The organism is Flavobacterium sp. N2038 (assembly GCF_025947185.1).
Lineage (GTDB): Bacteria > Bacteroidota > Bacteroidia > Flavobacteriales > Flavobacteriaceae > Flavobacterium.
Window position 1 is genome coordinate 2,953,128 of sequence record NZ_CP110001.1, and the last position, 25,801, is coordinate 2,978,928.

Genomic DNA, 25,801 nt, shown 5'->3' on the forward strand with positions numbered 1-25,801 from the left:
CTATTTTATGTTTGATAATGTATTGATTAAAGATTTTACTATTGCTTTTTGCCCCTCAATAGTAAGGTGTATACCATCATACTGAACGAATTCAGGATTTACAGGATTTCCAAATTCTTCTGTTAAATCAATTACAGGTTCTGGTTGGCCTTTCAAATATTTACTAATTTCATTTAAATCTGAATTTTTCACACTCAATTGTTGCGTTTTGAATGGCTGAAAATTTTCTGCTTTTTTCTCGTCAATGGATGCTGGTGTAAGCCAAACAATATTTGCTTTTGTGTCTTTATTAATTATTTCTTTTATAGCATTTAGGTTTGCAATCGTCTCTGTTAAAGAAACAGATGTTTTTTGGTTCCCATAACGCATACAATCATTTGTGCCCAAATGACAAATTACCCAATCGGGACTTAATTTTATTTGTGCTGTTATTTTACGAAGTGCTTCTGTTGTAGTTTGTCCTGAAATCGCAGCATTAATTATACGAATATTGTCTTGTGGTCGTCTTTGATTTAAAAGATATTGCAAAATATAAACCCAGGAGTTTAAAGCATCTGCTGTACTTTCGCCAATTACTAAAACAGTCTGATTTTTCTTGAAAGGGAGCTTATCAATTTTAAATGTAAAGTCTGAATTTGTCAAAAGTTCTGATGCTGTATTTCGGGCCTGGTCGTCATAAACTTTTTTAGCTAATTGATATTCTTCTATTGACATACCGTATAGCTGTGCAATTTGCTCATCATTTAAATTTGGTAAAAAATTCAAGAACTTTTCCGGGTGCATATGAAGCAATATTTTGTCCGCGTATGCTATTTTTTTTGTTTCCATTTTTTTTGTTTCCATTTTATTAGTTGTTTTTTCTTGTGCGTTTACATTTCCTATACTATTTAAAAAAAGTAGCGTGAGAAATACTTTGTTTACTGTTTTCATAATAATTAAATAATTTTAGTTTGTAAATAATTCTAGTTTGTAATGCAAACCAAAAAAACAAAAAAATTAGAGATGTAAATACTTTTTTATTGTTTCTACATAATTTTCAAAGGCATTTTTCCCTGTTTTTGTCAGTTTACAAATTGTTTGCGGATAGTTTCCTTTAAATGTTTTTTCTACTTCAATATATTTTGCTTCATTTAGTTTCTTTATCTGATGACTTAAATTACCTTGTGTTGTTTTGGTTATTTCTTGCAGATAACCAAAATCAGCTTGTTTCATTTTTACTAGTGCTGAAACAATAGCCAAACGAACAGGTGCATTCAAAACAGGGTCTAGTTCCTCAAAAGTCTCTGCCATTCGATTATGATTTTGAATTTTTAAGTATGTATCCCGGAATTAAATAACCTACAATAATTGCAAAACCGTGAAGCAGAACTTTGAATTCGTCTGTAATAAAAACACAACAAATAGAGGCAATAAGAAAACAAACACCTCCAAATATCAACGGTTTAAATTTCATTACCATTCCGGAAACTGCTGTGCCAATTGCAGCTAATATCAATGTATAAGTAAAGGGTTCAATTTTTTGATATACACTTACAAATACTATGGCAATAAATCCAAAAGCCAAAACCATCCAAAGTTTTTTAAGGAAAAAATTCAAATGAGTTTCTGATGTTTTATTTCGGTTGTAATTAACTGTTATTATCAACGCAATAGCAACCAAAATAGGAAATGGCAAAAAATAGTATTTAAAGTCGGTTTTCGTTTGAATCAAAAAACGAAAAATACTTGCCGTAGCCAAAGTCCAACCCCAAAGCAAAAATATAAAGCTATGTGACTTGATGTTTTCTTTTGTTTGATTAATTACTTCTGTAATAAGTTTCAAACTCTGTTCTGGTGTTAATTTGATTTCTTTTTCCATAAAGAAGATATTAATTTACTTTGTAAATGTAAAGTAGTTTGCAATACAAACCAAATTTTATGGCTAAATTTTTAGAATTTAATTTTTAGCTCGTTTGTATGTGTGTTTTGGAATTTACTTTGATCAAATATTCTTTCTTTGGCAACTTCAATAACTTTAGATTAATAGCCTCTCTTTATTTTCTATTTAAAAATATTCATCTGCTCATCATAAACAGGACTTTGGATGTTTAAAAAATTCAAAACACTATGAAACACATGATTCTGCGATACTGTTTTAATGGCTTTGAGCTGTTTTGAATTATCAGATACCCAGACAATAAAAGGGATTTGGTATTGTTCTTTTGGCGCAAAACTTATTGGCACTCCATGCATATAGAGATTTTTTTCTCCTAAAGATTCCCCGTGATCTGAAACAAAAATCATGGCACTTTTATATTCTTTTAACTCCTTTAGGTCTTCAATTACTTTCGAGAGGATATAATCTGTGTAAACAATCGTATTATCATAAGCATTCACGAGCTCTTCCTGCGAACATTTTCCAAGTTCAACGCTGTTGCAAACTGGTTTAAAAGTCTCGAACGAAGGTGGATATTTCTTGCTATACGTAGGCCCGTGGCTTGTGCTCGTGTGCAGTATGATAAGTATTTTATTTTTTTTACTTGCCATAATCTGCTCTTTTAACCCCGTTAAAAGAACTTCGTCATAATTACATATCTCGCCTTTGCAGTCTTTCTTTAAAACATCCCTGTTTTGATATTTCTCAATATGTACCGGAGGTTCTCCCCAATTTGTTGTTCTCCAGACGACCTCTACATTATTCCTATAGAGATAGTTAGGTAGGATTTCATATAAATCATCAGAGTTTTTATGTTCCAATATGCATTTTACACCGGCTGTTGTATAGGTAGCACAGGAATTGGCATTAAAATGAAACAAATTTGATGTTTTGGAAAGCAGCGGGTTGGTGTTTTTCTTATAACCATACAGCGAAAAATTCTGACTTCTTGCCGATTCTCCAATCACTAAAACCACAACTGACTTCTGATTATCTTTTACGACAGCATTTGGCAGTAAAATTTCTTTTTCATTTTTCTTGTATTTATGGATATAAAAAAGTGAAGTATTTACCGAATAAGACCAAGGCATGGCAAGACCTCCCAACTGCTTTGAATTTTTATCGATCCATAACCAGTTGCTTGCATTGGCAAATATCAAAACGACAATAAATAATAAAGTCAGAGAAGAGAGCGTTAAGAATTTCTTCAGGGCAATATTTATCATATTGGCTTTAATGATATAAATACTCGGAAGAATACCAAAAAAGACCAGATATAGAATCAATTTGAAGGAGAAAAAACTGCTGGACTCTTCATAATTGGTGTTAAGCACGTTACCAATCATAGTTTCGTCTATTATAACACTGTAGGTATTCACAAAGTAAACAGCAACAGCATTAATCATAAAAAATAAAACCAATAAGAATTTTCCAAGATAACGCGACAGAGAAAATATCAGATAAAAAACAAAGGCATTTAAAACCAGCATGAGTATTACCAGACTGATAATCAAAACAACACCGTTCCAGCTTTTATAATCAACATGATTAAAAACATAAGTATAAAAAGGCAGATGAAAGAATATAAAATTCAAAAAACTCATCAGTAAAACAAAATGAGTTAATTTTATATTACTTTTTGGCATAAACGGCTGTAATTTCATATAGGGAAACGGTAGTAATTTTATAAAGTGAAATGACTAAACTAATGAATGCTAAATAAAAGATGATTAAATCTTCATTAATTATTTTGTTAATCAGGCAAATACTGCAAATAAGAAACAAAACAACAAATACTGGATAGTATTTTTTATTTTTAATCCAAGCGAAGATTCTATATTTTCGGCTTATAAAAATACCCAATAATCCCGACATATATCCAATAATTCCTCCTGTAATAACATCAAGAGGATAATGTGCTCCCACTCCCACTCTGGTAAAGGCAAGAAACAATCCTAAAATTACGATTGCAAAAGACCATAAAACTTTCATTTTGAGATTTTGAGGCATAAAAGCAAAAAGTAAAACTGTAAGCACTGTAAAAATTACAATCGAATGCCCTGATGGCAAACTATTGTGTCCGGACAATGTTTTGCCAACAATAAAAAAAGTCTCATTGTTAAACGCAGCAGCAGGTCTTGGTACTGAAAATAATTTTTTAAGCGAACAAGAAAACAAAAGAGAAACCAACAAACCAGAAATTAAAGCTTCCCAAAGTTTAGAAGCATACACAAATAAAACACTTAAAAATGATAAAAAAACAAGAGCGTCACCTATTTGAGTAAGATTATATTCAAAACTTGGATAATGTCCCAAATGATGATTAATAAAATAGAAACTGTCTTTTTGAATCTGTATATACTGCTTTTCATTTAAAGCATTTTGACTATACAAAAACAGAACAATAGTCGCCAGGAAAAATAGAGGCAGAAAAAATAAAAAAGGCTTAAGTCTTGAATAATTATTAATGATATATGTATTCATTGTATTTTCTGCATTATTTTTTTATCCTTTAATGGGTTCTCTAAAATTAACTGGTAAAAGTTGCGTTCTTCGATGAGACAAAAACGGGCAACGGAAAGACTTGAATTGTTCATGTTTTACTTTTTAAAAGGATAAAACAATTGATCAATTCTGAAGAAATTTAGAATTTCTGCGTGATTAGATTTTTTTTATCGTACAATTTCAATTTGTTAGAAAACATAATCCATTCATAGTATTAGCTTAACATATACTTAATTTACAGCACAATAGAACTGAAGATTATTCGCTTGTTTAACTAATTATATAATCATAATTCATCAGTTATATTTTTTGGGGAAATTATTAAAGTCCCGGTCACACAAATGCCACTAAGAGTTTTAATTGTAGCACAACAAGACATATTCTATGAAGGAGTTTTTTTTGAGATTTTTGATTGTGCTTAAAATCTATAAACTTGTAGCATGAAGATTTTAATTATAGGGAAAGAGCTCGAAATTACTCAGAGTATCAAAAAATTATTTTAGAACCAATAGAATCCAATATGGAACAGCCGAAACTTATGATTTGGCAATAAGCAAAATTGATTCCTATGATTACGACTGCATACTTCTTGATCTGATGTTACCTGATGATGATGGATTTGATATACTAAAGGAACTTAAAAAAAAAGCAAAACTGATGGAGTTATTGTAGTTTCTGCTAAAGAAACGCTGGAAACACGTCTGGAAGGATTCAACCTTGGAGCAGATGATTATTTGACTAAGCCTTTTCATCTCTCAGAACTTTTGGTTCGAATGCAGGCACTTATTCGTCGCAAAAATTTCAAAGGAAACAACAGCATTACTTTCAATGAGATAGTAGTTGAGATTTTCTCAAAATCCGCAACAGTTAATGATACGAAATTAGATCTGACCAAAAAGGAATTAGATCTGCTCCTTTTTTTAATTGGTAATGAAAATACAGTTTTCTTGCCTTTTCGTTAACTTTACTTAGGCATTCTAGATCAAAATTTTATACTTTCAAATCAAAAAACCTCCAAAATCAAATGAATTTGGAGGTTTTTAATTTACAACGCATTATCAATTCAGATATTTAACAAATACGTAAATACCAGAAATTATATAAGTTTTGCCCTTTATACATGGAAGGTTATCTGCTTAGTTTTCGTTCACTCAGCCATTTTACCATATTTGGATCTCTATGATCAAAGAACAGACTTGCATTGGTATCTAAAGTTTTGATTGCATTCATGTCTTCACCTGAAAGTTCAAAATCAAATATGTTGAAGTTTTCGGCCATTCTTTCTTTGCGTACTGATTTTGGAATGGCAACTACTCCTCTTTGAGTCAGCCATCTCAGAATAACCTGTGCCGTTGATTTATTATATTTTTGAGCGATTACCGTTAGAATTTCATTTTGAAAAATATCATTCTTTCCTTCTGCAAAAGGTCCCCAGGATTCAATTTGAATGTTATTTTCCTGAAGAAACTTTTGAGTATCATTCTGCTGATGAAATGGATGAGTTTCAATCTGATTCACAGCCGGAACAAAACCAGTGTTAACAACTAGATCCATAATTCTGTCAGGATGAAAATTAGAAACACCAATGGCTTTAACCTTTCCTTCTTTATACAATTCTTGCATTGCACGCCAAGAGCCATAGATGTCTCCGTAAGGCTGGTGGATCAGGTATAAATCAAGATAATCCGATTGTAAAAGATCCAAAGATTTTTGAAAAGCGTGTTTGGTATTTTCATAACCCGAATCACTTACCCAAAGTTTTGTGGTAATAAACAAATCTTCTCTTGCAATACTGCTTCTTTTAATCCCCTTTCCTACAGCTTCTTCATTCATATAAGAAGCAGCTGTATCAATTAACCTATACCCTACTTCTATTGCATCTACTATAGCCTGTTCACATTCTGCCATATCCTGCATCTGAAAAACACCAAATCCCAGAATTGGCATTTCAACACCATTGTTTAATTTTATATTGTTCATTTTAGTGTGATTTTAAAATTCTCTTTTGCAAATTTCCAAACTAATTATATTCCTGTTGTTATATGAATTACGGTATCTCTTACCAATATTACTGATTAACAGCTAACGGTAGTTTAAATCAATATTTACATTTGGTTACCTTTAGAAAATCTATTGCTTATAACTCACATATAAAATATTTTAATTACCAAGTGATTCTGGTTGGTTAAATTTCAATTTCATTCCCCATTAACGGGACATTGCATTTAAAATGATATTGATTCTGAATTTTAATTCTCAGTTCATCTGCAGGCAGGTTTTCGCCATGAACTAAATAAATACATTTGGGAGTGTTTTTAAGAGCAGACAGCCAGTTTAGTAGGTCTTTTTGGTCTCCATGTGCAGAAAGTCCTTCTATCTGAAAAATTTTTGCTCTTACAGTATAGTAATTTCCATATATCTTAATTTCATGAGCTCCTTCCAGGAGTTTTCTTCCACGGGTACCTTCGGCCTGATATCCCACAAAAATAATCATCGTTTTTTCAAGACTGATGTAATGTTCAAAATACGATAATACACGTCCGCCTGTCACCATACCGCTTGCGGCAATAATTACTTTGGGTTCCGGATTATCAATAATGCGCATGGTTTCTTCAAACTCAGAGACAATGGTAAACATTTTACACATTTTATGACAGTCATCAGCAGAAAGTTTATGCCATTGTAAATATTCCAGAAAGACCTGAAGTGCACTGGCTCCCATTGGAGAATCCAGTATATAAGGAATATCGGGAATCCTGCCTTCTGTTTTAAGCTGCCATAATAAAAACATTACAGATTGTGCCCTTTCTACAGCAAAGCCCGGAATAATTACAGTCCCTTTCTGTTTTATACCTCTATTAATTAATGTTTCCAGTTCACTTTTTACGTCCAAATCGGGATGCAGTTTGTTTCCATAGGTGCTTTCCAGAAAAAGATAATCAGCCATTACAGGTTTTGTTGGCGGAAACATCAGCACATCATCATCACGACCAATATCTCCAGAAAACACTAAAGTTTTGCCGTCGAGAGTTAGTGTAATACTGCAGGCTCCTATAATATGTCCTGCATTTTCAAAAACAGCAGTAATTTCGTTTGCCACTTCTACAGCTGTATTGGGCGGAACAATTTTAAAAAAAGAAGTTACCGCTTGAGCCTGCTCGACTGTATAGAGCGGTTCTGCCTGTTCATGTTTAGAGTATTGTTCTTTATTGGCTCTATTGGCTTCTTCTTCCTGTATTTTTGCGCTGTCTAAAAGAACAAGTTTAGCGATTGATTTTGTCGGACTGGTACAATAAATTTTACCATTAAATCCCTGAGATATTAATCGGGGAAGCCAGCCGCAATGATCCAGATGTCCGTGCGTAAGCAGGACACAATCTATAGTCGAGGGTAAAATGGGCAATGCATCCCAGTTTAATTCTCTGAGTGATTTAATGCCCTGAAAGAGACCGCAATCGATCAATATTCTGCTATTTTCGGTTTCAATGAGGGTTTTTGAACCCGTTACAGTTCCTGCGCCTCCTATAAATTTAACTTTCATCTTATCTATGTTTACAAATTTCTGCAGCTTCGTTGAGTATGTTTTTAATCCGATTTTGGCTAAGTCCTATTTTAGAAAGACTGTCGGGAGCACTGATAAGATCTTTTACAAGTATCTGATCCAGTATAAGTAATTTTTCTTTTTCGATCATTGATAACGTTGTAAGGCAGGTAATCGGATATAAAGCTCTTCTGTCTATTATATTTTTGAGATTATTATCTTGTGGATAATCCCAACTTAAAATAGAGATACCGCTGCAATTAGCAAAATCTTGTGCATCTTTTGTAAAACGATTATTGGTTACTATAATACAAGAATCTATAGTTTCACTGTTAGAAAAAATGGTGTGCTTTATTGCTTTAAGATCGTTAAAACGTGAAAGAATATACATAGGAACTTTTACATCCGAAGATCCTTCTTTACTGCCATGAAATTTGCATTCAATCATAGTTATCTTGTTGTTTTTCATAACTGCTATATCAACTTCATGCGACACACATTTTCCTTGTAACGTTAAATTTAATTTGGTCTTAAATCCATCTGCAGCATACAATTTAGAAATGAATTTTTCAAAGAAAAACCCTGCCGGACCAAGCATTTGCAATGCTAATCTGATGTTGTAGCGCGCTGCATGCCCACTTGACGCTTTCTTTAAAATTTCAAAGGCTAATTTGTAGATTTCCTTGGTAGTTATACCATCATACATCTGTTTTTCTATTTCTGCCAAAGATTCCTTTATCAAATCAGAACTAGCTCCGGATCTTTTAAGAGAACTTTTTAGTTTTTCTTTATCAAAAGGTACTTTGTGTCCAGAATGCTTTATTATTTTCATCATGTGAAACGAATTTTATTAGATAATTCCGTTTAATTAAAAAGAAAATAGTGTTCATCAGTTAAAGCTGATTTTATATTTCAAAAATTTAATATTTTCTAATGCTAAAAGTATTGTAGTTTTTTTTCGTCTGTAAAATCTAACCGCCTGGTTTTATTCAGTTTTCATTTTTAGAATTGTTTTACCAAAACACAATAATTCTTAATACACATCTGATTTTCAACAAATAAACAGTTCTAATTTACAACTATTACCTTTTAAATCCTAATTAATGATACTTAACTCCTGTAATCTGCTTAATCAATATCTAAAGAAAAAAGATTAATTAGGTGGCTTAATAAGCATAATTTAACTGCTCTTTTTCTGTCTGGTAAAAAAAAACTTATAAAAAGAAGCTGTTTAACTAGGGGATAAATCGCTTTTTTGGTACTTACTATATAATTATCAAGAGACTATACATCAATTCTAATCTGACACAATTTTTGAAAAAGGAACTAAACGTTTTAATAATTGGTGACCATCCAATCATTACGGAAGCTTACAGAAGAATTTTTTTCGATAATAATAGTTATGAAATAAACTCACAGATTGGCAAATCTTATGGTGAAGCTCTGGTAATTTTAAACAGCTGTAAGTTTGATGTGGTTTTTATTGACTTTGAATTATCTCCTTCAAATGATAATTTACATATTTCAGGAGATAGACTAACTATTTTAATAAAAAGCAAGTTTCCCAAGACCAAAATTATACTGGAAATATCCGAAAATAAAGCAAAGTTGTTTTCTATTTTAAAAAGCATTCCCTTTCATGGTTTATTAATTAAAAAAGATGTCACTTCTGAGATCATCCTAAAAGCATTAGACACTGTTCTTTCGGGTATTTTGTTTTATAGTCTTACTGCAACAGCTTTAAAAATTACGGCCGAAAAGCAAGCTTTTACTCTTGATGAACTAGATTTTAAAATTCTACAGAGTCTTTCTCAAGGGGTGAGAACAAAAAACATGGTGAAGTTTATTCCTTTATCATTAAGCGCCATAGAAAAACGAAAAAGTAAACTAAAAGAACTTTTTAATGCAAAAAGCGACGAATTGTTGCTAGATAAAGTTAGAAAAGAAGGTTTAGTATAAGATTAAAACTTTTTAAGAAATATTGAATAACACATTAAAATCAATAAAATCATTTTAAATTTAAATTAATGTGTCCTAATGCTTCATTGTCTTATTTAAAGCTGCCATTACCTTTTCTGCCCTGTCCGTTATCAAATTGGCTTTTCCCCCACTTTTGCGGCTGCCAGGAAAATTGAAGCAGGAAATAGTTACTATTTCTATTGGTAAGACTTTGTTGATAACCGTTATCAGAACTAGTGTAGTTGATAAGATAATTTTGTTTGGCTAAATCCATTACAACAAAACTGATAATTCCGTTTTTTTGCTTAAAAATTCGTTTTTCGATATTCATATTCAAAACAAATGGAGTCATTTTTTGTTCACTATTTGAAGTATGATTTATATTTTGCTGCAAATAAAAATTCATATTCCAGGTTTTGGCAAAATACAGACTAAGGTTTAAATTACCATTAAACAATTGATTGAATGTCTTAACCGGAGACGCAGAATTACGATCTACCTGAGATGAATATTCAAGTGTTGTGGTAATTTCTAACCATTTTTTAGGATGAAATACAAAATCTGCCTTCCAGTTTTGTAACATTGATTTTCGCATTTCGAGCATTTCATTTAGAAAGTATGGATTATTTGACTGTGAAATCAAACCATTTAGTTGAAGATTGGAATCAAATACTGATAAGCTTTTACCTAAATTAAAGTTTATCAGCCTGGATTTTTGACCGTCAATATTAGCAAAAGTATTAACTGTTGTAAGTGTGTTTTTATCTGGATCTACAATCGTGCTTGTTACAGCTCCAACACCATTTTTTGAAGCAGTAGATAAAAACCTTATCGAGGTATTAAGCTGGAGTCTTTTAAAAAAATTATTGTAGGTAATGTTATAATTTAGTATTTCCGAATTTTTTAAATTAGGATTTCCAATAGTTGTATAATAAGGAGTTGTATTATTGGGTATAGGATTTAGCGCGCTTAATGAAGGCTGTCTGAAATTTTGAGAAACTAAAATGCGTAATCTCCCAAATTTACTGTTATTATATGCAATATCAAACGCTGTTTCGGGCAGAAAATCATAGCGGTTTACTTTGTTTCTTTCGAGTCCAATTACTCCTTTTATCCAATTATTTCTCATTCCAAAAACAGGTGATATTGTTAAACCATTTTGCAGAGCATATTCCGTTTTAAAAGAAACAGGAATCTGATAGGTTGCATCTTTTTGAAAATAACTCAAATTAGGATCATAGCTAACAGATTCATTTTCGGCTATCGAAGTGTTGGTATCATTTAAATTAGCATTACTGTCAAAATTAAGACTAGCTTTAAATTTCAATTGTTTATTGTAATTCCAATTTAAATCATTTTTGATCGAATTTGTAAAATTCCTGTTTTTAATATTTTTAAACTGATGAAGCGTACTATCTACAGCAACAAAATTTATTATGTCTTTGTAAATATTGGTAATCGAATTGTTTTTTGATCTATTGGTGGTATAATTACTCATTATCCAAAGATTAAAAAATAAATTCTGACTAATAGTATTACGATATTGTGTATTGAAATTATAGTTTAGTTTTTTGGAATCAACGATAGAATTTGCATCTTCAAAATTATTAATTAATCCCGACTGAAGACTTTGATTGGATAAATTTGAGTCATTTGCAGCAACACTTACATTCAGAAATCCAAGAAGACTGCTGCCGTTTTCAAAATTAGAAGAAAAATTATTAGTGAAACTTAGATTATCATTTTCAGAAGAAGATACTTTTACTGTTTCTTTGTACAAATTACCGTCTTCATAATAATTTTCGCCAATTGATTTAACAGAATTTTTATTTATAGTACGAGAGTATTTTAAATCACTGAATAAATTTATTTTTTTTAATTTAAAATTTTTCCCAATTCCAGCGTTCATGTTTTTTAACTGACCATTTGTAACATCAAAATTACTGCGCATTAAGGTAAGATTCTGCTTCGCTAATGAACCCGGAACTGTCGTACTCCTGATGCCTAAAGGTTCTTGCTGATAATTTGCATATGTCGAAAATTGATTGAATTGATCAATATTTTTTATACTTGCTGCAGCACGCATTCGGGATCGAGAACCATTTTCGCCGGTAAAGTCAAGCATTCTTCCTGCAGATTTATCGGCTTTGGTTACAATATTTACTACTTTGACGGACTTTTCGGTTTTAAGCTTTTTGGATGTATTGCCTGATTCATCCATATCAATAATCTGAATGCGTTCTATAATATCCGCAGGCAGTTCTTTTATGGCTTCTTTAACCGATCCGTTAAAATATTGGGCACCGTTAAAAAGTGCCTTTACAACCTCTTCATCGTTATAAAACACTGTTCCGTTAGCATCAATTCGTATGCCTTCCATTCGTTTTAACAAATCTTCAAGCCTTGCAAAATCTCTAACAATATAATCTTTAGCCCAAAACTCAGTAGTATCACCTTTTATCGCTGGTCCTTTTATTCGGGTGATAGTAACATTTTCCAGCTGTTCTTCTTTTATCCCAAGTCGAATAGGCGGCAAATTAATCAGTGTTTTGGTATCGTTATTAAAATACTTTCGATTGAAAGACTGATGTCCTAATGCTTTTACACTTATAAGAAAATCAGCGGAACGAACTTTTGCAAAACCATAAAATCCGTAAATATTAGTTGCCGTTTTTAGTGTATCTTTTGCCGATATCAATCGAATATCTGCACCGCTTATTGGTTTATTTAATGAATCACGCAGTATACCTGTTACATTTCGCACGACAGAAGGAGTTGTTTGAGCTATCAAATTTGAATTACTAAAAAGAAAGCTGAGTACTATAAAAACCAGCCATAAATGAGACTTTCTTGTTATTAAAGTTCTGTAGAATTGATTAATCAAAATGTAATTTTGTTTAGAAAATATATTTTAAAAAAACTACTACAACCTATTTTAATAGTGTTTTTTTAATGTACTTAATTATACTCTTGCCAAGGAAAATCAGGATCGACAGAAGGGTTAATTTTCGATGGATACTCACACCCTTTTTCAGATCATGCAATTGATTATTTATAATGAATCAGCATTTATAATGCTTTTAAATCAATGGATCCAAAAAAAGATGTTGGTGTCATACTATCCCAAAACTCTTTTTGATAGATGCTTTTAGGACCGTTATCTATCATAGGCAACGACCGCATGTTTAAAGTATAAGAAAGACCGCGCAGTGAGATTCCGAATTGAAGAGTAGTGCTATTAACACTGTACTTCTTTAAATACTCTAAAGGAATTTGAATTTCGGCGGTAAAAACATTTGGATTAGCAGGAGTGGCTCTATCATCTAATACTGAATTTCTCACTACAAAATATTCAATGTCAGTAACTTTCCATTCTACGATAATACCGGTTTCGTTGTAAGTTGATAATGTCTGACTTACAACACCGTTTAGATTTCTTACCAAAAAAAAATCGTGAGTTTCTTTTAGAGATTTATTGGTAGCGGGATCTTTCAATTTACTAGCAAATACCACCTGCAGGCCAGTTGTATCAGCTTTTTTATCTGAGAAAAAAACCTGCACACCGCCCCCGTCAAATTTGGAAGCATTTTTATTTTTTAATATCCCTAAATAAAGAAACTGATTGTCTTTTTTAAAAGTATAATACAATTGGTTATCGTTATCGTACTGCATTTTTTTAGTATCACCCCATTCGCTGAGATCACCATCAACAACGACTTGTGCTTTTAGTGAAACCGAGAATAACAGAAGAATACTGTAGAAAAACAGGATAAAATAATTGTATTGCTTCATTTTTTATCTATTTTAATGGCTAAAAAGAGGCAGTTAACAATTTATAATTGGCTAACAAGATGTTCAAAAATCTTGAAAAATACATGTTTTAAATAAGAGTAATATGTTAACTGCAAATCTTGAAAACCGTCATGCTTTTTTCACAAATATATAAGCTCTTTGTAAATCTCTATTGCGGAAAAACCGTAAAAATTCACGCAATTAAACTACTCCCTTTTTTCTTCATAGTATTAAAACCAAAAGAGACAACTATCAAATAGTTGTCTCTTTTTTATCTCCATAAAAATCTTTTTACTTACTTTTTACAGTCTGATCTTTTATCGTTTGTTTATAGCTTACTGATAAATGTGCTAAACCATTAGTATCTTAATTAATCGAAAAATTTGTAAATATCATCCCCTTCCTTCATGAACAATCGTTTCCGTAAACGGTTTTTTCTATTCTGTATCGCTTTAACGGTTACGAAAGTATAATCTGCAATTTCTTTGGTTGAAAATTTAAGCTTTAGATAAAAACAAATTTTTTGTTCCGTTATAGTTAAATCGGGTTGTATACTGATCAATTTTAAATAAAAATCGGGGTACAATTCTTTAAATACAACGACGAACAATGGGTCATTCTTTTTTGCCATTTCTATTACTTCATCATAAGATGTAGTAACTTTTTGTTTTAGAGAGGCAATCTGAGTTGTTTTTTGCTGAATTTCTTTTTTCTTTTGTTTAGAGTCAAGTTTCAGTCTTTTTTTATACGAAAACTGCCAATAGGCATGCAATAACAAACCTGTTATTAACAAACCAGCAATTACTTGCAAAATTATACTTTTATTGATCACAGCTTCCTTTTCAACCTGTGCTTTGGAAACCAAATAATTAGCTCCCTCAATTATACTTTTTTGCTCAACGATCTGGGCACTATCCTTATAAATCAATTCCAGCTTTTGATAGTCTAACTGAGCTTGTTTTAAGTCTTTTTGCTCTGCTATTTTTTTATATAAATTGTAATTATAGGTCAGTATATAATATTCTTTATTGCGCTTTGCTTTTGTAGTTGAGCTATCCAGATAACTAATCGCTTTTGTATAATCCCGGTTCCTGTAATAAACTTCTGCCAAATTAGATAACAACATCTCGGTAGTACTGATTTTTTTTCTTTCATAATCAAGCAATGCCTTTTTAAAATAGTATTCGGCAGAATCAAGTTTACCGGATGACAAATATGTATCTCCTATATTTATCAGTCCACAGTTAGGAACACGCTTTATTTTACTGAAAAAACCGGCTGCTTTTCTATGCAGCTTAATAAACTCTTCTTCAGTAGGTTTATTCTTAAGTCCACTTGAAAAAAAAGCCTTATAACTATACAATCTTCCCAAAAAAAACAATTTAGACTCTCCTCCTAGACAATCAGCTCTCTTTAAACAATTATCTAATTGGCGTACAGCTAACTGATGAAATTTCATTCTGCCATGTTGGACGGCTATTGCAAAATCTGAATAAAGCAGGAGAGAATCATTCCTTATTTTTTCTGCTATATGTCTGGATTCTTCCAGATGCTTTAATGCCTGATCATAATTACGAAGTTCTCCCTTGCAATTTCCCATGTTTAATAAAGCAAAGCAACAACCTAATTTATAATTTTGTTCTAATGCAGTATAATATATCTCTTTTGAAATTTTATATTTAGCACTTGCTGAATTATTTAAATGCTTATTTACCGAATTTAAAGTACTGTCAATTTCCTTTACGGTCATTTTTTTTCTCTGACCATGACTATCGCATAACCCAAAAACAATATAAAAAATAGTAAAATATAAATATTTGATTAGTAAAAACTTACTCTTGGACATTCTGTTTATTCCTTTATTCTATTATTATTTAGGTACTAGTACCTGTTTCATTCTCCTTAAGTAAATAGTCGAACACAGTCTACTTTATTGATGATTTTAATCTTCACTTTATTCTCCTGATAAATCTTATAGATAAACAATTAAAGAGTTGTTATGTTTTTACAAGCATTTTCATATCAGTTATGAATACCAAAAGGCACTTCTTTACCGTAAAAAACAGGCAAGAAAAACGGTAACTATTCTAGGCAAAGATTTTTGCAGCAAACTATTTTTCGGTTTAGTCGGGCTTTAAAACCTTAAAAAAAATAATGCTTTTTCAGCGTGCAAAAATAGCATTAATAACCATAATAACCTTATAAATTTGTAATACTTTATACGATTGATATGTAGATCTTGTACTACAAAAGATTGCTGTTACTCAATTGATTAATTTAACCTTCCTTTTATTACAAAGATCAATAGCTCCTTGTATTTGAAGTTATTTTATAAATCATTTTTCTAAAAAAAAACAGCCATAAGGCTGCTTCTCTACTTTTTTCTATATTTCAATGATTTACATTTACTTCTTGCTGTATTTTTCTACCATTTGGCTATACTCATATTTTATAAGCAAATTACTCTTATCTAATTTGATTATTTTATATTGCATTGTATCTACAATTTCCTGACGGTTTCCGATACTTTTTGCTACAAGGAATAATTCGTCATTGTTTGTCCACCATCTTTCGTATAGGAGTGTTCTCATATTTATGGATTTGGCAGTTCCGTTTTCTAATAAATTAAATCCCTGAACTTCTTTACTATCAATCGGATTCGGCTGTACCCACTCTCCGGTAAGTTGTTCTTTTAAAATTGGATTTGATTTAACCATTTCTTTTGCTTCATCACTGTTTTCCTGAATTGGTTTGTTTTCAGTTTTATTACACGCAGCCAATAGAACTATTACTGACGCAGCTATCAAAAATTTCCCATTGCGTTTCATATTCGTTTATTTAATTTATTGTTAATGATTATTTACATTATCAAAGATTCCGGTAAGGATATATTTTCTTAGATGAAGTTACATTTAAATCGCGATAATGATAAAATTTTTCACAAAATAAGATTTCATCTTTTAATACTTTATGTTGCTAATTTAGCCACATTAATTGTGCCATCCATTAATTTCTCCTGAAGCTTTATGAGAGATGATATAAGAAGAAGGGAATTAGCTGTAGTATTCAAAAAGTTATTCAAATAGCCATATCCCTTCTCCCCATTATTATCAATGTTTATTGAAAAATTCAAGTTCAAATAGTGATTTTTACTCTTTTGACATTATCTTACTAGTCAATTGAAATAATTATAAACTCACTACGTCTGTTAGCCTGATGTTCTTTCTCGCTACATTTTACACCATCAGAACAACGGTTTACCAATTGCGATTCTCCATACCCTTTTCCGGTAAGTCTGTCGGGAGAAATTCCATTTTTTATCAGCCATGCAATAGAAGATTTAGCTCTTCTGTCTGATAATGCAATATTGTATTTTGCAGTTTGTCTACTATCAGTGTGCGAGCGAACATCGATTTTCATCTTTGGATATTCTTGCATTACCGCAAGTACTTTCTCTAACTCAAAGGCTGCTTCTTTGCGAATAAACGACTTATCTAAATCAAAATAAATAACCGGTATATTAAGCGTTTTTGCTAAATCTGTACCAACTTCTATAAGTTTAATTCGTTTCTCTAAATGCAATGGTAATTCTGTTTTACCTGCAATAGTACTGATTACAATTTTTTCTTCCTTAGTTTCATATTTATCTTTTTCTGCACGCACTGAATATGTTTTTCCGCACGTTACATCAAACTCATATTTTCCACCAGAATTGGTTCTTATGGTAGCTACTAACTCAAGCTGATCATTAAACAAACTTACAGTAGTCTCCCCTAAAGCTTCACCCGTTTCCTGATCTGTAATAACTCCCGATAATAATTGTTCGCAAGTAAGTTTACGTCTTTCTAAAAAACGATAAATATCATCATAGCCTTTACCTCCAGTTCTATTAGAAGTAAAAAATCCATTCCCGCTTTTTGTATCCATTAAAAAGGCAAAATCATCCTGAGCACTGTTTACCGGAGCTCCCACATTTTGTACTTCGTCAAAACTAGTAGCGCTTTTTATCTTTGCTACAAAAACATCCAGGCCACCAAGTCCCGGATGTCCGTCACTTGCAAAATACAGCTCGTTATCAGCAGATATAAAGGGAAAGGTTTCTCTTCCTTCGGTATTAATTTCTTTTCCTAAATTTACAGGAGCACCATAACTCCCATCATTATTGATAGCAACGCTAAACAAATCTGACTGGCCCAATGTTCCCGGCATATCCGAAGCAAAATATAATGTTTTTTCATCAGGGCTCAATGCCGGATGTGCCACACTATAGTTATTACTATTAAAAGGCAATTCAGTTACATTTCCCCACTTATTATCTTTTAATATTGCTTTGTATAGTTTTAATAAAATGACCTGTTTCGTATCTTTTCCTTTTTTATGTTCCAAATAATTGTTTCGGGTAAAATACATCGTCTGACCGTCTTTGGTAAATACAGGTGTGGACTCATGAAACTTTGAATTTATTTTTTTATTAAAACGTTCCGGTTTTCCCATTTCTCCACCAGCTTTAATTTCAGAAACATACAAATCAGTAAAAGATTGATTGGTCCATTTAAAAACTTTCTTTGAAACTCCGCCAGTATCTCTCGCTGAAGCAAAAACTAATTTGTTATCCCAAAAAGAGCTCCCATAATCCGAGTATATTGAATTGATATTGGCATCGCTTACATCAAAACGTCCGGAATTTGCTTTGATTTTTTCCAGATAGTTTTTATTCTTATCATATAGTTTAGCTCTTAAATCATTATCTGATTTCTTATTAAACTCCTCTAACATCTTTTCTGCTTTAGGATAATTCCCTATAGACTTGAGTGCTTGTGCATAACGATAATAATATTCAGGTTCCTGATTTTGGTTCATTGCAAAAAGTTCACTGTACCATTTTTCAGCCTGGGGTAAATCAGCAATAAAATAATACGCATTACCAAGCTTTTGAAACATGCTTTCGTTTTTGTATCCTTTATTTGCTATGCGCTCATAGGTAGCAATTGCATCAATATAGGCATATCTTTCATACTTTTTGTTAGCTGCATCTATTCCCGCTTTTTGCCCATAACTTTGTAAGGCCAGAATACTAAAAATAGTACTATAAAAGAGCGTTTTCATTTTCATAATAGTCATGTTTAGAAGAATCTTGGAGAAATTATTTTGTCATATTTATTGAATAATTCAAATCGTAAAAAAAGTTCATGCGATCCTGAATTATAATTTTCTAATCGGGTAGCTTCTAAGTCGTAGCCATAGCCAATAAACCAGGAATCACTTACCTGAAATCCTGCCATTGCACTAAAAGCAGCACTCCATCTATAGGCAATACCTGCAGTAAATTTTTCATTGATTAAAAAATTTCCCGATACATCTACTTGTAAAGGCGCTCCCTGTACATATTTTGCCAGCAAAGCTGGTTTGAATTTTACATTATAGCTTAAATCAAAAACGTGACCTGCAATTAAGTACAATTGCATGCTTTCCTTAGCCACATGACTACTAGATCCTTTACCGGCATAGCGATCAAAATGTTTGGTCTCCAGAAATTGGGGTATTGATAACCCCACATATGTATTATCTGAATGTAAATACACCCCTGCTCCTATATTTGGAGAAAATTTATTATCAATATTGGTCTCAAAAGTATAGTCATCTTTATCGTATTGATTCAATTTACTAAAATCTACATCCAATAAATTAGCTGTTCCTTTTAATCCAAAAGACAATTTATATCGGTCTGATGTATGAATTGTATAGGAAAGGTCTACAGCAATATTGTTCTCAACCGACGGACCAATTCTATCATTAATAACTGAAACTCCTATACCTAAATTACTCCCATTAATTGGAGTATTAACTGATGCTGTATTGGTTACCGGTGCTCCATCTAATCCTACCCATTGTGTACGATGCAAAGCAAAAATGCTCATTGTTTCACGAGATCCGGCATAGGCAGGATTGATGTTTATGGTATTATACATATACTGTGTAAACTGAGCATCTTGTTGTGCATAACTTGTGATTGTTGCCAACAGCAAAACAAATCTTAATATTATTTTTTTCATCTATTTTCTTTATATAAATCACTGATTTTAAACCCTGTCTAATCTCAGAAATCAATTTATTTTTATCTGCTTAAATACAAGTATCCTGCTTTTGAGTGCGATTGTGAAGCATTGTCTTTGTATTTTAAGATATAATAGTAAGTTCCCACAGGTAATCCTTCACTCTGATTCATTGTTACACGTCCGTCAGATATTCCCTTAAAGGCTCTTTCGGAATTGTTGTAATGATCAATACCGAATACTAAAACTCCCCAACGATTATAAATTTCTACAGTGTTATCAGGAAAACATTCTAAACCATCTATTCTAAATACATCATTTTTTCCGTCTCCGTTTGGTGAAACAGCATTAAAGACTTCTATAATACACGATGGTTCTATAACTATCGTAACTGTCGTTGTATCACAATTTGCAGGATTTAATTTTTCACAAATACTGTAAGTAATACTATAATTACCTGCCGAAGTATTAGGAGCAACCGTAATTGTACCATCTGTGTTTAAGGTAAATCCTGTTGGAATATTCACTCCCGTTAGATTTACTTCTGATGGGGTAACTATTTCTCCATTTAAAGTATCGTTTGACAGCACATTTGGTGTTGTTCCCCCTTCTTTTTCATTAAAGGGCATTGAAGTGTAATCATCTGCAGTTGCACGAATTACAGTCTCTTCCACAACCACGTTGACGGTCGTTGTATCACAATTTGATGGATTTAGCTTCTCACAAATTCTGTAAGTAACGACGTAATTCCCAGCCGCTGTGTCAGGAGCTACTGTAATTGTACCGTCTGTGTTTAAAGTCAATCCTGAAGGAAGAGTTATTCCAGTTAAATTTACTTCTTCTATTTGTACAGGTAATCCGTTGAGGGTGTCATTTACTAAAACACTACTAGTTTTACCTCCATCTTTTCCATTAATTGGCGTTAAACTATAATCGTCATTTTTAGCGCAAATTGCAGGTTGTATGATCACACTATTTGAAACTGATGAAATACACCCCGAGATGGCATCTCTAACTATTGCAGTATATGTTCCTGCCGGTGCTGTAACAACTCCTGTAGCCGATATACTTACCCCTGTATTTGGCGTAAAAGTATACGTCATTGCTGCATCATAATTTGTAATGGTAAAGCTACCCGTGTCTGTAGAACAGGTGGGTTGCGTTACGGCACTAAATAATGCTGGCGCTGGTGCAGACGGAGCTCCATTGATTACAACACTTAAAGAAGGTACTGAAGAACATGCTCCGAAAGTTGCTGTTACGGTATAGCTACCTGCTGGCGCTGTTACAACTCCTGCAGCAGATATACTTACTCCAGTAGTTGGTGTAACTGTATAAGTATAAGCCACATCATAATTGGTGATGGCAAAACTTCCTGTCGCAATAGTACAGGTAGGCTGTGTTGTATTGCCTAATGTTGGTGTAACCGGAGTTACTGGCTGAACATTAATCACTACACTTGCAGAAGCTGCTGATATACAACCCGAGTTGGCATCTCTAACTGTTGCAGTATATGTTCCTGCCGGTGCTGTGACAACTCCTGTAGCCGATATACTTACTCCTGTATTTGGTGTAAAAGTATACGTCATTGTTGCATCATAATTTGTAATGGTAAAGCTGCCCGTATCTGTAGAACATGTAGGTTGTGTTACAACACTAAATAATGCTGGTGCAGGTGCAGATGGAGCTCCATTGATTACAGCACTTAAAGAAGGTACTGAAGAACATGCTCCTAATGCTGCTGTAACGGTATAGGTGCCTGCCGGAGCTGTTACAACTCCTGTTGCTGATATATTTACTCCTGTAGTTGGTGTAATTGTATAAGTATAAGCCGCATCATAATTGGTAATGGCAAAACTACCGTTTGGAGATGCGCAGGTTGTTGGCTGAGTTACAGTCCCCAATAATGGTTGTAAAGGTGTAGCAGGCTGTACATTAATTGTTATACCTGCAGAAGGCCCTGAAGTACAAGTTCCTAATGCTGCTTTTACGGTATAAGTCCCTGCTGGCGCTGTTACAACTCCTGCAGCAGATATACTTACTCCTGTAGTTGGTGTAACGGTATAAGTATAAGCCGCATCATAATTGGTAATGGTAAAACTTCCTGTCGCAATAGTACAGGTAGGCTGTGTTGTATTGCCTAATGTTGGTGTAACCGGAGTTACGGGCTGAACATTAATCACTACACTTGCAGAAGCTGCTGATGTACACCCTGAGATGGCATCTCTAACTGTTGCAGTATATGTTCCTGCCGGTGCTGTGACAACTCCTGCAGCCGATATACTTAATCCTGTATCTGGTGTAAAAGTATACGTCATTGCTGCATTATAATTTGTAATGGTAAAGCTGCCCGTATCTGTAGAACAGTTGGGTTGAGTCACGGCACTAAACAATGCTATTGCAGGTGTCACTGGTTGCATATTTACTGTAAAATTACTTGCACTTGATCTGCACGCTCCGGCAGAAGCAGTAACTTCATAACTACCAGATGACAATCCTGAAAATATTCCAGTCGTATTAGTAACAGCTGCAACTACAGGATTTATTCCTGTAAGAGTAAAAGTAATGTCCGAACCTGCTACAGGTGCTGTAATCGTAATAATACCCGTATTTACAGTACAGTCAGGTTGCGTAACTTTGGCTGTTGGAGCTGCCGGCGCCGCTGTATTAACAACAGTATAAGTTGATACAGAGGTTCCCGAACATAAACCATTTACAGTATATGTAAACGTAAATGATCCTGTTGCAGATAGTGATGGCGACCAAATACTACCATTCAGATTCCCACTGGACGGACTGGTTGTTTCTTCCCAAACACCATAAGAATCGGCTGTAGCAGGAAGCAATGTATTTAAATCCAGGCTGGCAACCGACCTGCAAACCGGAGTGGAACTATTTGCGCCAGAATTTGGATTATCTAAATTTGGCGTTATTTTATAGTCTAATACAACATTTACACAAGAACCCGGCGTAGACGAAGTAAGTCTTACATGATATACACCCGCATCTGTTGCTGTATTAAAGGTTGGAAAAGCCAATGAAGAACTTGTACTCAATACAGTAGGATCATTGTCTTTTGTCCAGCTAAAATTAAGATAAGGTACTCCGTCTACAAAAAGCTTTCCTGTTGTAGAGCCGTTGCATATATTTACAGCTGTAAGTTTTGGTAAACCAAGTTTTTCTACATCAAGTAGTGAATTAACAACATTGCCACAGGCATCTGTAACCGTAAAATTATAGATCCCATTAGTTAAACCAGTAAATAAACTATTATTGCCATTATTTACAACAAAAGGACTTCCGTCTTTAGTAGTGATACCGTATGTATAAGGTTCAACTCCATTATAACCCGCTATCGAAGCATTAAAATGCACTCCATCAGCACATTTAAACGAATACAAATCTTTCGTTTTTAACTCCGTTCCATTGTAATCAAAAGTAGAAAGAACATCATAGCATTTTTTTCCATAACCATAAACAGCTACACCCGGATACAAACTAAGAGTACCAAAAGTTTTTATTATTCGGTAAGTTCCCGACACAGACCATGACCCTTGTTGCTGACCATTAATTAGTGATTGGGCATTTGCAGAGTTTGGAGCATCATTAGAATAACCTCCTGCTGTAGGATGCCCCCAATTATTACTTAAAGGATCTTTTATTTGCAGCCAATAATAAACATTCTGAATAGACGGAACAAGATTATCACCTGTTACACTCAGATTGACATCAAAACTACTACACTTTTGAACTTTAGAGGCTACTACAGTTCCCTGATCATACCCAATAACATTTACATTAGTTGTAATAACATGTCCACAATTATCCGTTGTTTCAACCGTATATTGACCACCTGCAACATCATCAAAAACAACATTATAACCATCCGGATAAATTTTGGATGTTACATCAACCGGATAAGTATTTGAAAAACCAGAAGGACCCGAAGTAACTCTCGCGCTTGCAAAAGTATAAGTTGAAGTATTTTGGGATACAGAAAAAGTACCATTCCCGGCTCCGCAACCTATTCCCTGAAAGACCCACAATATAGGAGTTGGAGTAGAAACTGTAACATTTTCGTTAATAACAATACCACAAGCATCTGTTATACGAACTTGATAAACCCCTTCAGGAATTGGATTTCCGGGCCCGCCAATAAGATTAGAACCCGATGCGCCGCCAATTGAATATCCCGGCGGTGCAGATATAACCTCATATGACAAAGGACTTACCATAAATTTAGCACTTAAGGACAAATACGATCCTGAACAATTTGCCGGTAAAACATCTGCAAATACTTCTGCCGGAGCATTAATATTTTTTGTATCAGTAAATACATTTCCGCAAGCATCTGTAACCTTCAGATCCAATACATAAGGTGTAGTATAAAAAGGAATTGAGGTAGTGATATCGTCTGTAGTGCTGCCAAAACGATTCGGACCTGTAATTGTCCTGGTAGTGGTTATATCTGCTCCTCCACCTGGCGGATGAACAATATAATCAAAAGTAAGCGGGTAAACCATCACATTACTATCTGCTCCCGCTTTTAAAAATTGTCTAAAATCACCATAACCACAAGCAGTTCTTTCGGTATTATAACTGCTGTTTGATTCAAATATAACATTGGGTGTAAACGTAGTCAGCGTTACTGTTTTAGTAACAATTTCACCACAATTATCTGTAACTGACACCACATAAGAGCCACCTGTAAGCCCCGTGAAAGAGCTGCCCGATTGTGGACCAATAGCCATAGGGCCAGTAATTCTATAAGCGTTGGTAGCCGATGGAGTTCCCGTATTAATGGTTATATCGATCGCCCCTGAATTTGGGCAGGTTTCATCTGTTTTAGTTATCGTAAAAGTTAACGGATTTACATTGGCATTTATATTACCATTCCAAACCTGAGAATTGCTTATACTTCCGGCTTTACTTTGAATTGCATTAATGCGATAAACCCCTCCGCTAAGTCCTGTTACAGAATTGCTTGTTGTTGTAACTATTGCAGTTGTAAAATTAGGCGCTTTGTAAATTGCATATGTTACAGTGGCAGCAGGATCAGTTCCAGTAGTGCCAAATGATAATGCCCCATTATTCCTGCAACTCTCTGCGGTTGTTGTTACATCGAGAGTAAATGCTGGCAAAGTCCCTTGTGCCTGAGATGCAAAATTCACCAACAGAAAGAGAACTAAAACCAATATGTGGTCAAAAAAATTTGCTAAACAGTTTTTTTTACTTAGAGTAATTTTCTTCATATTTCGCAGTTAAAAAATTTTTAAAAAGATTAAAATTGAGTTCAATATTAATTAACTGATCAGTTCATCAAAATTGATTGTGGAGTGCTATAAATGTTAGGATTACAAGCTACTCCATGGTTATTCAGAATTTGTAGTCTGTTCTGAATACTAATTGGCTTAAAAAATTTATAAAACAATTTTGTCCAAGGCACAAAAAGCCTTAAAAAAATAAAATAATTCATACTATTATTAAGTTATTTAAAAATTACATTCATAATAAGCGAATACTGTTATTAGCTATACAGATAAGACCTGAACTTGTATAGAAATAGCTCTCAAAAGGTCATACACAAAACAGGGTATGAATACTTTTTTGCTATTTTTTAGACAATAATGATTTAATACCCAAAATAAATATCATGAGTCTGAGATCATATTAATAACTTAGTAATTCTTTAGTAGAAAATATAACTTGGTTTTAAGGCTGGCAGGTTTATTCAACAAGAAAAACACAAGTGCTATTTTCAATAGCTTCTTTGTAGGTTAGTAAGCATTTTAATAGTGCGAAATTTATTCAGGAAAATAAGCGCACTACCCTAAAAATTTTCGGCAAATTTATTCTAAACTGTAGCTCTTGTCCTAAAAAACACCTACCACATAGATACCCACCAAGCTTCAAAACAAACTTTTTACGCTTAAAAGACTCCAAAAAACAAGGTATGATGAGATTTAGTACCCGAAACAAGAATTTACTTTCTCAACTCCCCTTTCTCTTATGAGTTCTACTGCATCGAGCATTTTG

Annotated in this window: 18 protein-coding genes; 3 read left to right on the plus strand and 15 right to left on the minus strand. The window is 33.2% G+C overall.

The genetic code is table 11. The annotated features are described in order from the left end of the window. From OLM51_RS13200 to OLM51_RS13220, 5 genes are all read right to left on the minus strand, one after another. Positions 1-930: an SGNH/GDSL hydrolase family protein gene (locus OLM51_RS13200; protein ID WP_264551070.1), complete on the minus strand. Its 930-nt coding sequence runs from the start codon at positions 928-930 to the stop codon at positions 1-3. A gap of 66 nt (positions 931-996) precedes the next feature. Further along, complete coding sequence (locus tag OLM51_RS13205; protein WP_264529042.1) at positions 997-1,290, minus strand: winged helix-turn-helix domain-containing protein; 294 nt, start codon at positions 1,288-1,290, stop codon at positions 997-999. 4 nt (positions 1,291-1,294) lie between these two features. Beyond that, a complete protein-coding gene (locus OLM51_RS13210) occupies positions 1,295-1,858 on the minus strand; it encodes a hypothetical protein (protein WP_264551071.1) in 564 nt (187 codons plus the stop codon). 182 nt (positions 1,859-2,040) lie between these two features. After that, complete coding sequence (eptA, locus tag OLM51_RS13215; RefSeq protein ID WP_264551072.1) at positions 2,041-3,561, minus strand: phosphoethanolamine--lipid A transferase EptA; 1,521 nt, start codon at positions 3,559-3,561, stop codon at positions 2,041-2,043. Then, entirely contained in the window at positions 3,548-4,399 is an 852-nt protein-coding gene (locus tag OLM51_RS13220; RefSeq protein WP_264551073.1) for a phosphatase PAP2 family protein, read from the minus strand. The genes eptA and OLM51_RS13220 overlap by 14 nt, the downstream gene beginning before the upstream one ends. A gap of 534 nt (positions 4,400-4,933) precedes the next feature. On the opposite strand from OLM51_RS13220, the gene OLM51_RS13225 reads away from it, so the two are divergent. Together OLM51_RS13225 and OLM51_RS13230 are read left to right on the plus strand one after the other, a co-directional pair. After that, the gene (locus tag OLM51_RS13225; RefSeq protein WP_264554292.1) at positions 4,934-5,092 is read left to right on the plus strand and encodes a response regulator; all 159 of its coding nucleotides are present in this window, start codon (positions 4,934-4,936) and stop codon (positions 5,090-5,092) included. A 101-nt stretch (positions 5,093-5,193) separates the two neighbouring features. Next, positions 5,194-5,382 carry a hypothetical protein gene (locus OLM51_RS13230; protein WP_264551074.1) on the plus strand — a complete coding sequence of 63 codons (189 nt, stop codon included), beginning with the start codon at positions 5,194-5,196 and terminating at the stop codon, positions 5,380-5,382. A 166-nt stretch (positions 5,383-5,548) separates the two neighbouring features. Here the strand turns inward: OLM51_RS13230 and OLM51_RS13235 are convergent, their stop codons facing one another. The 3 genes from OLM51_RS13235 to OLM51_RS13245 form a co-directional block, all read right to left on the minus strand. Beyond that, positions 5,549-6,400 (minus strand): aldo/keto reductase, encoded by an 852-nt coding sequence (locus tag OLM51_RS13235; RefSeq protein ID WP_264551075.1) that lies wholly within the window; start codon positions 6,398-6,400, stop codon positions 5,549-5,551. Positions 6,401-6,605: 205 nt separating this feature from the next. Further along, entirely contained in the window at positions 6,606-7,961 is a 1,356-nt protein-coding gene (locus OLM51_RS13240) for an MBL fold metallo-hydrolase (protein ID WP_264551076.1), read from the minus strand. A 1-nt stretch (position 7,962) separates the two neighbouring features. Next, positions 7,963-8,796 (minus strand): ATP cone domain-containing protein, encoded by an 834-nt coding sequence (locus OLM51_RS13245; RefSeq protein ID WP_264551077.1) that lies wholly within the window; start codon positions 8,794-8,796, stop codon positions 7,963-7,965. 479 nt (positions 8,797-9,275) lie between these two features. Here OLM51_RS13245 and OLM51_RS13250 point away from each other — a divergent pair, with 479 nt between their 5' ends. Beyond that, a complete protein-coding gene (locus tag OLM51_RS13250) occupies positions 9,276-9,920 on the plus strand; it encodes a DNA-binding response regulator (protein WP_264551078.1) in 645 nt (214 codons plus the stop codon). A 91-nt stretch (positions 9,921-10,011) separates the two neighbouring features. Here OLM51_RS13250 and OLM51_RS13255 read toward each other — a convergent pair whose 3' ends face one another. The 7 genes from OLM51_RS13255 to OLM51_RS13285 all read right to left on the minus strand — a co-directional run bounded on the left by OLM51_RS13255 (position 10,012) and on the right by OLM51_RS13285 (position 25,017). Beyond that, entirely contained in the window at positions 10,012-12,711 is a 2,700-nt protein-coding gene (locus OLM51_RS13255; protein ID WP_264551079.1) for a TonB-dependent receptor, read from the minus strand. 278 nt (positions 12,712-12,989) lie between these two features. Continuing rightward, on the minus strand, positions 12,990-13,712 hold the full coding sequence (locus tag OLM51_RS13260; RefSeq protein ID WP_264551080.1) for a hypothetical protein: 723 nt from the start codon (positions 13,710-13,712) through the stop codon (positions 12,990-12,992). Between the two features lie 370 nt (positions 13,713-14,082). After that, positions 14,083-15,462, minus strand: coding sequence for a tetratricopeptide repeat protein (locus OLM51_RS13265; protein WP_264551081.1), 1,380 nt, complete (start codon positions 15,460-15,462; stop codon positions 14,083-14,085). 655 nt (positions 15,463-16,117) lie between these two features. After that, positions 16,118-16,540 (minus strand): lipocalin family protein, encoded by a 423-nt coding sequence (locus tag OLM51_RS13270; RefSeq protein ID WP_264551082.1) that lies wholly within the window; start codon positions 16,538-16,540, stop codon positions 16,118-16,120. Positions 16,541-16,883: 343 nt separating this feature from the next. Continuing rightward, positions 16,884-18,824 (minus strand): OmpA family protein, encoded by a 1,941-nt coding sequence (locus OLM51_RS13275; RefSeq protein WP_264551083.1) that lies wholly within the window; start codon positions 18,822-18,824, stop codon positions 16,884-16,886. 11 nt (positions 18,825-18,835) lie between these two features. Beyond that, positions 18,836-19,765, minus strand: coding sequence for a type IX secretion system membrane protein PorP/SprF (locus tag OLM51_RS13280; protein ID WP_264551084.1), 930 nt, complete (start codon positions 19,763-19,765; stop codon positions 18,836-18,838). 62 nt (positions 19,766-19,827) lie between these two features. Further along, positions 19,828-25,017: a gliding motility-associated C-terminal domain-containing protein gene (locus OLM51_RS13285; RefSeq protein WP_264551085.1), complete on the minus strand. Its 5,190-nt coding sequence runs from the start codon at positions 25,015-25,017 to the stop codon at positions 19,828-19,830. Between the last annotated feature and the right edge of the window lie 784 nt (positions 25,018-25,801).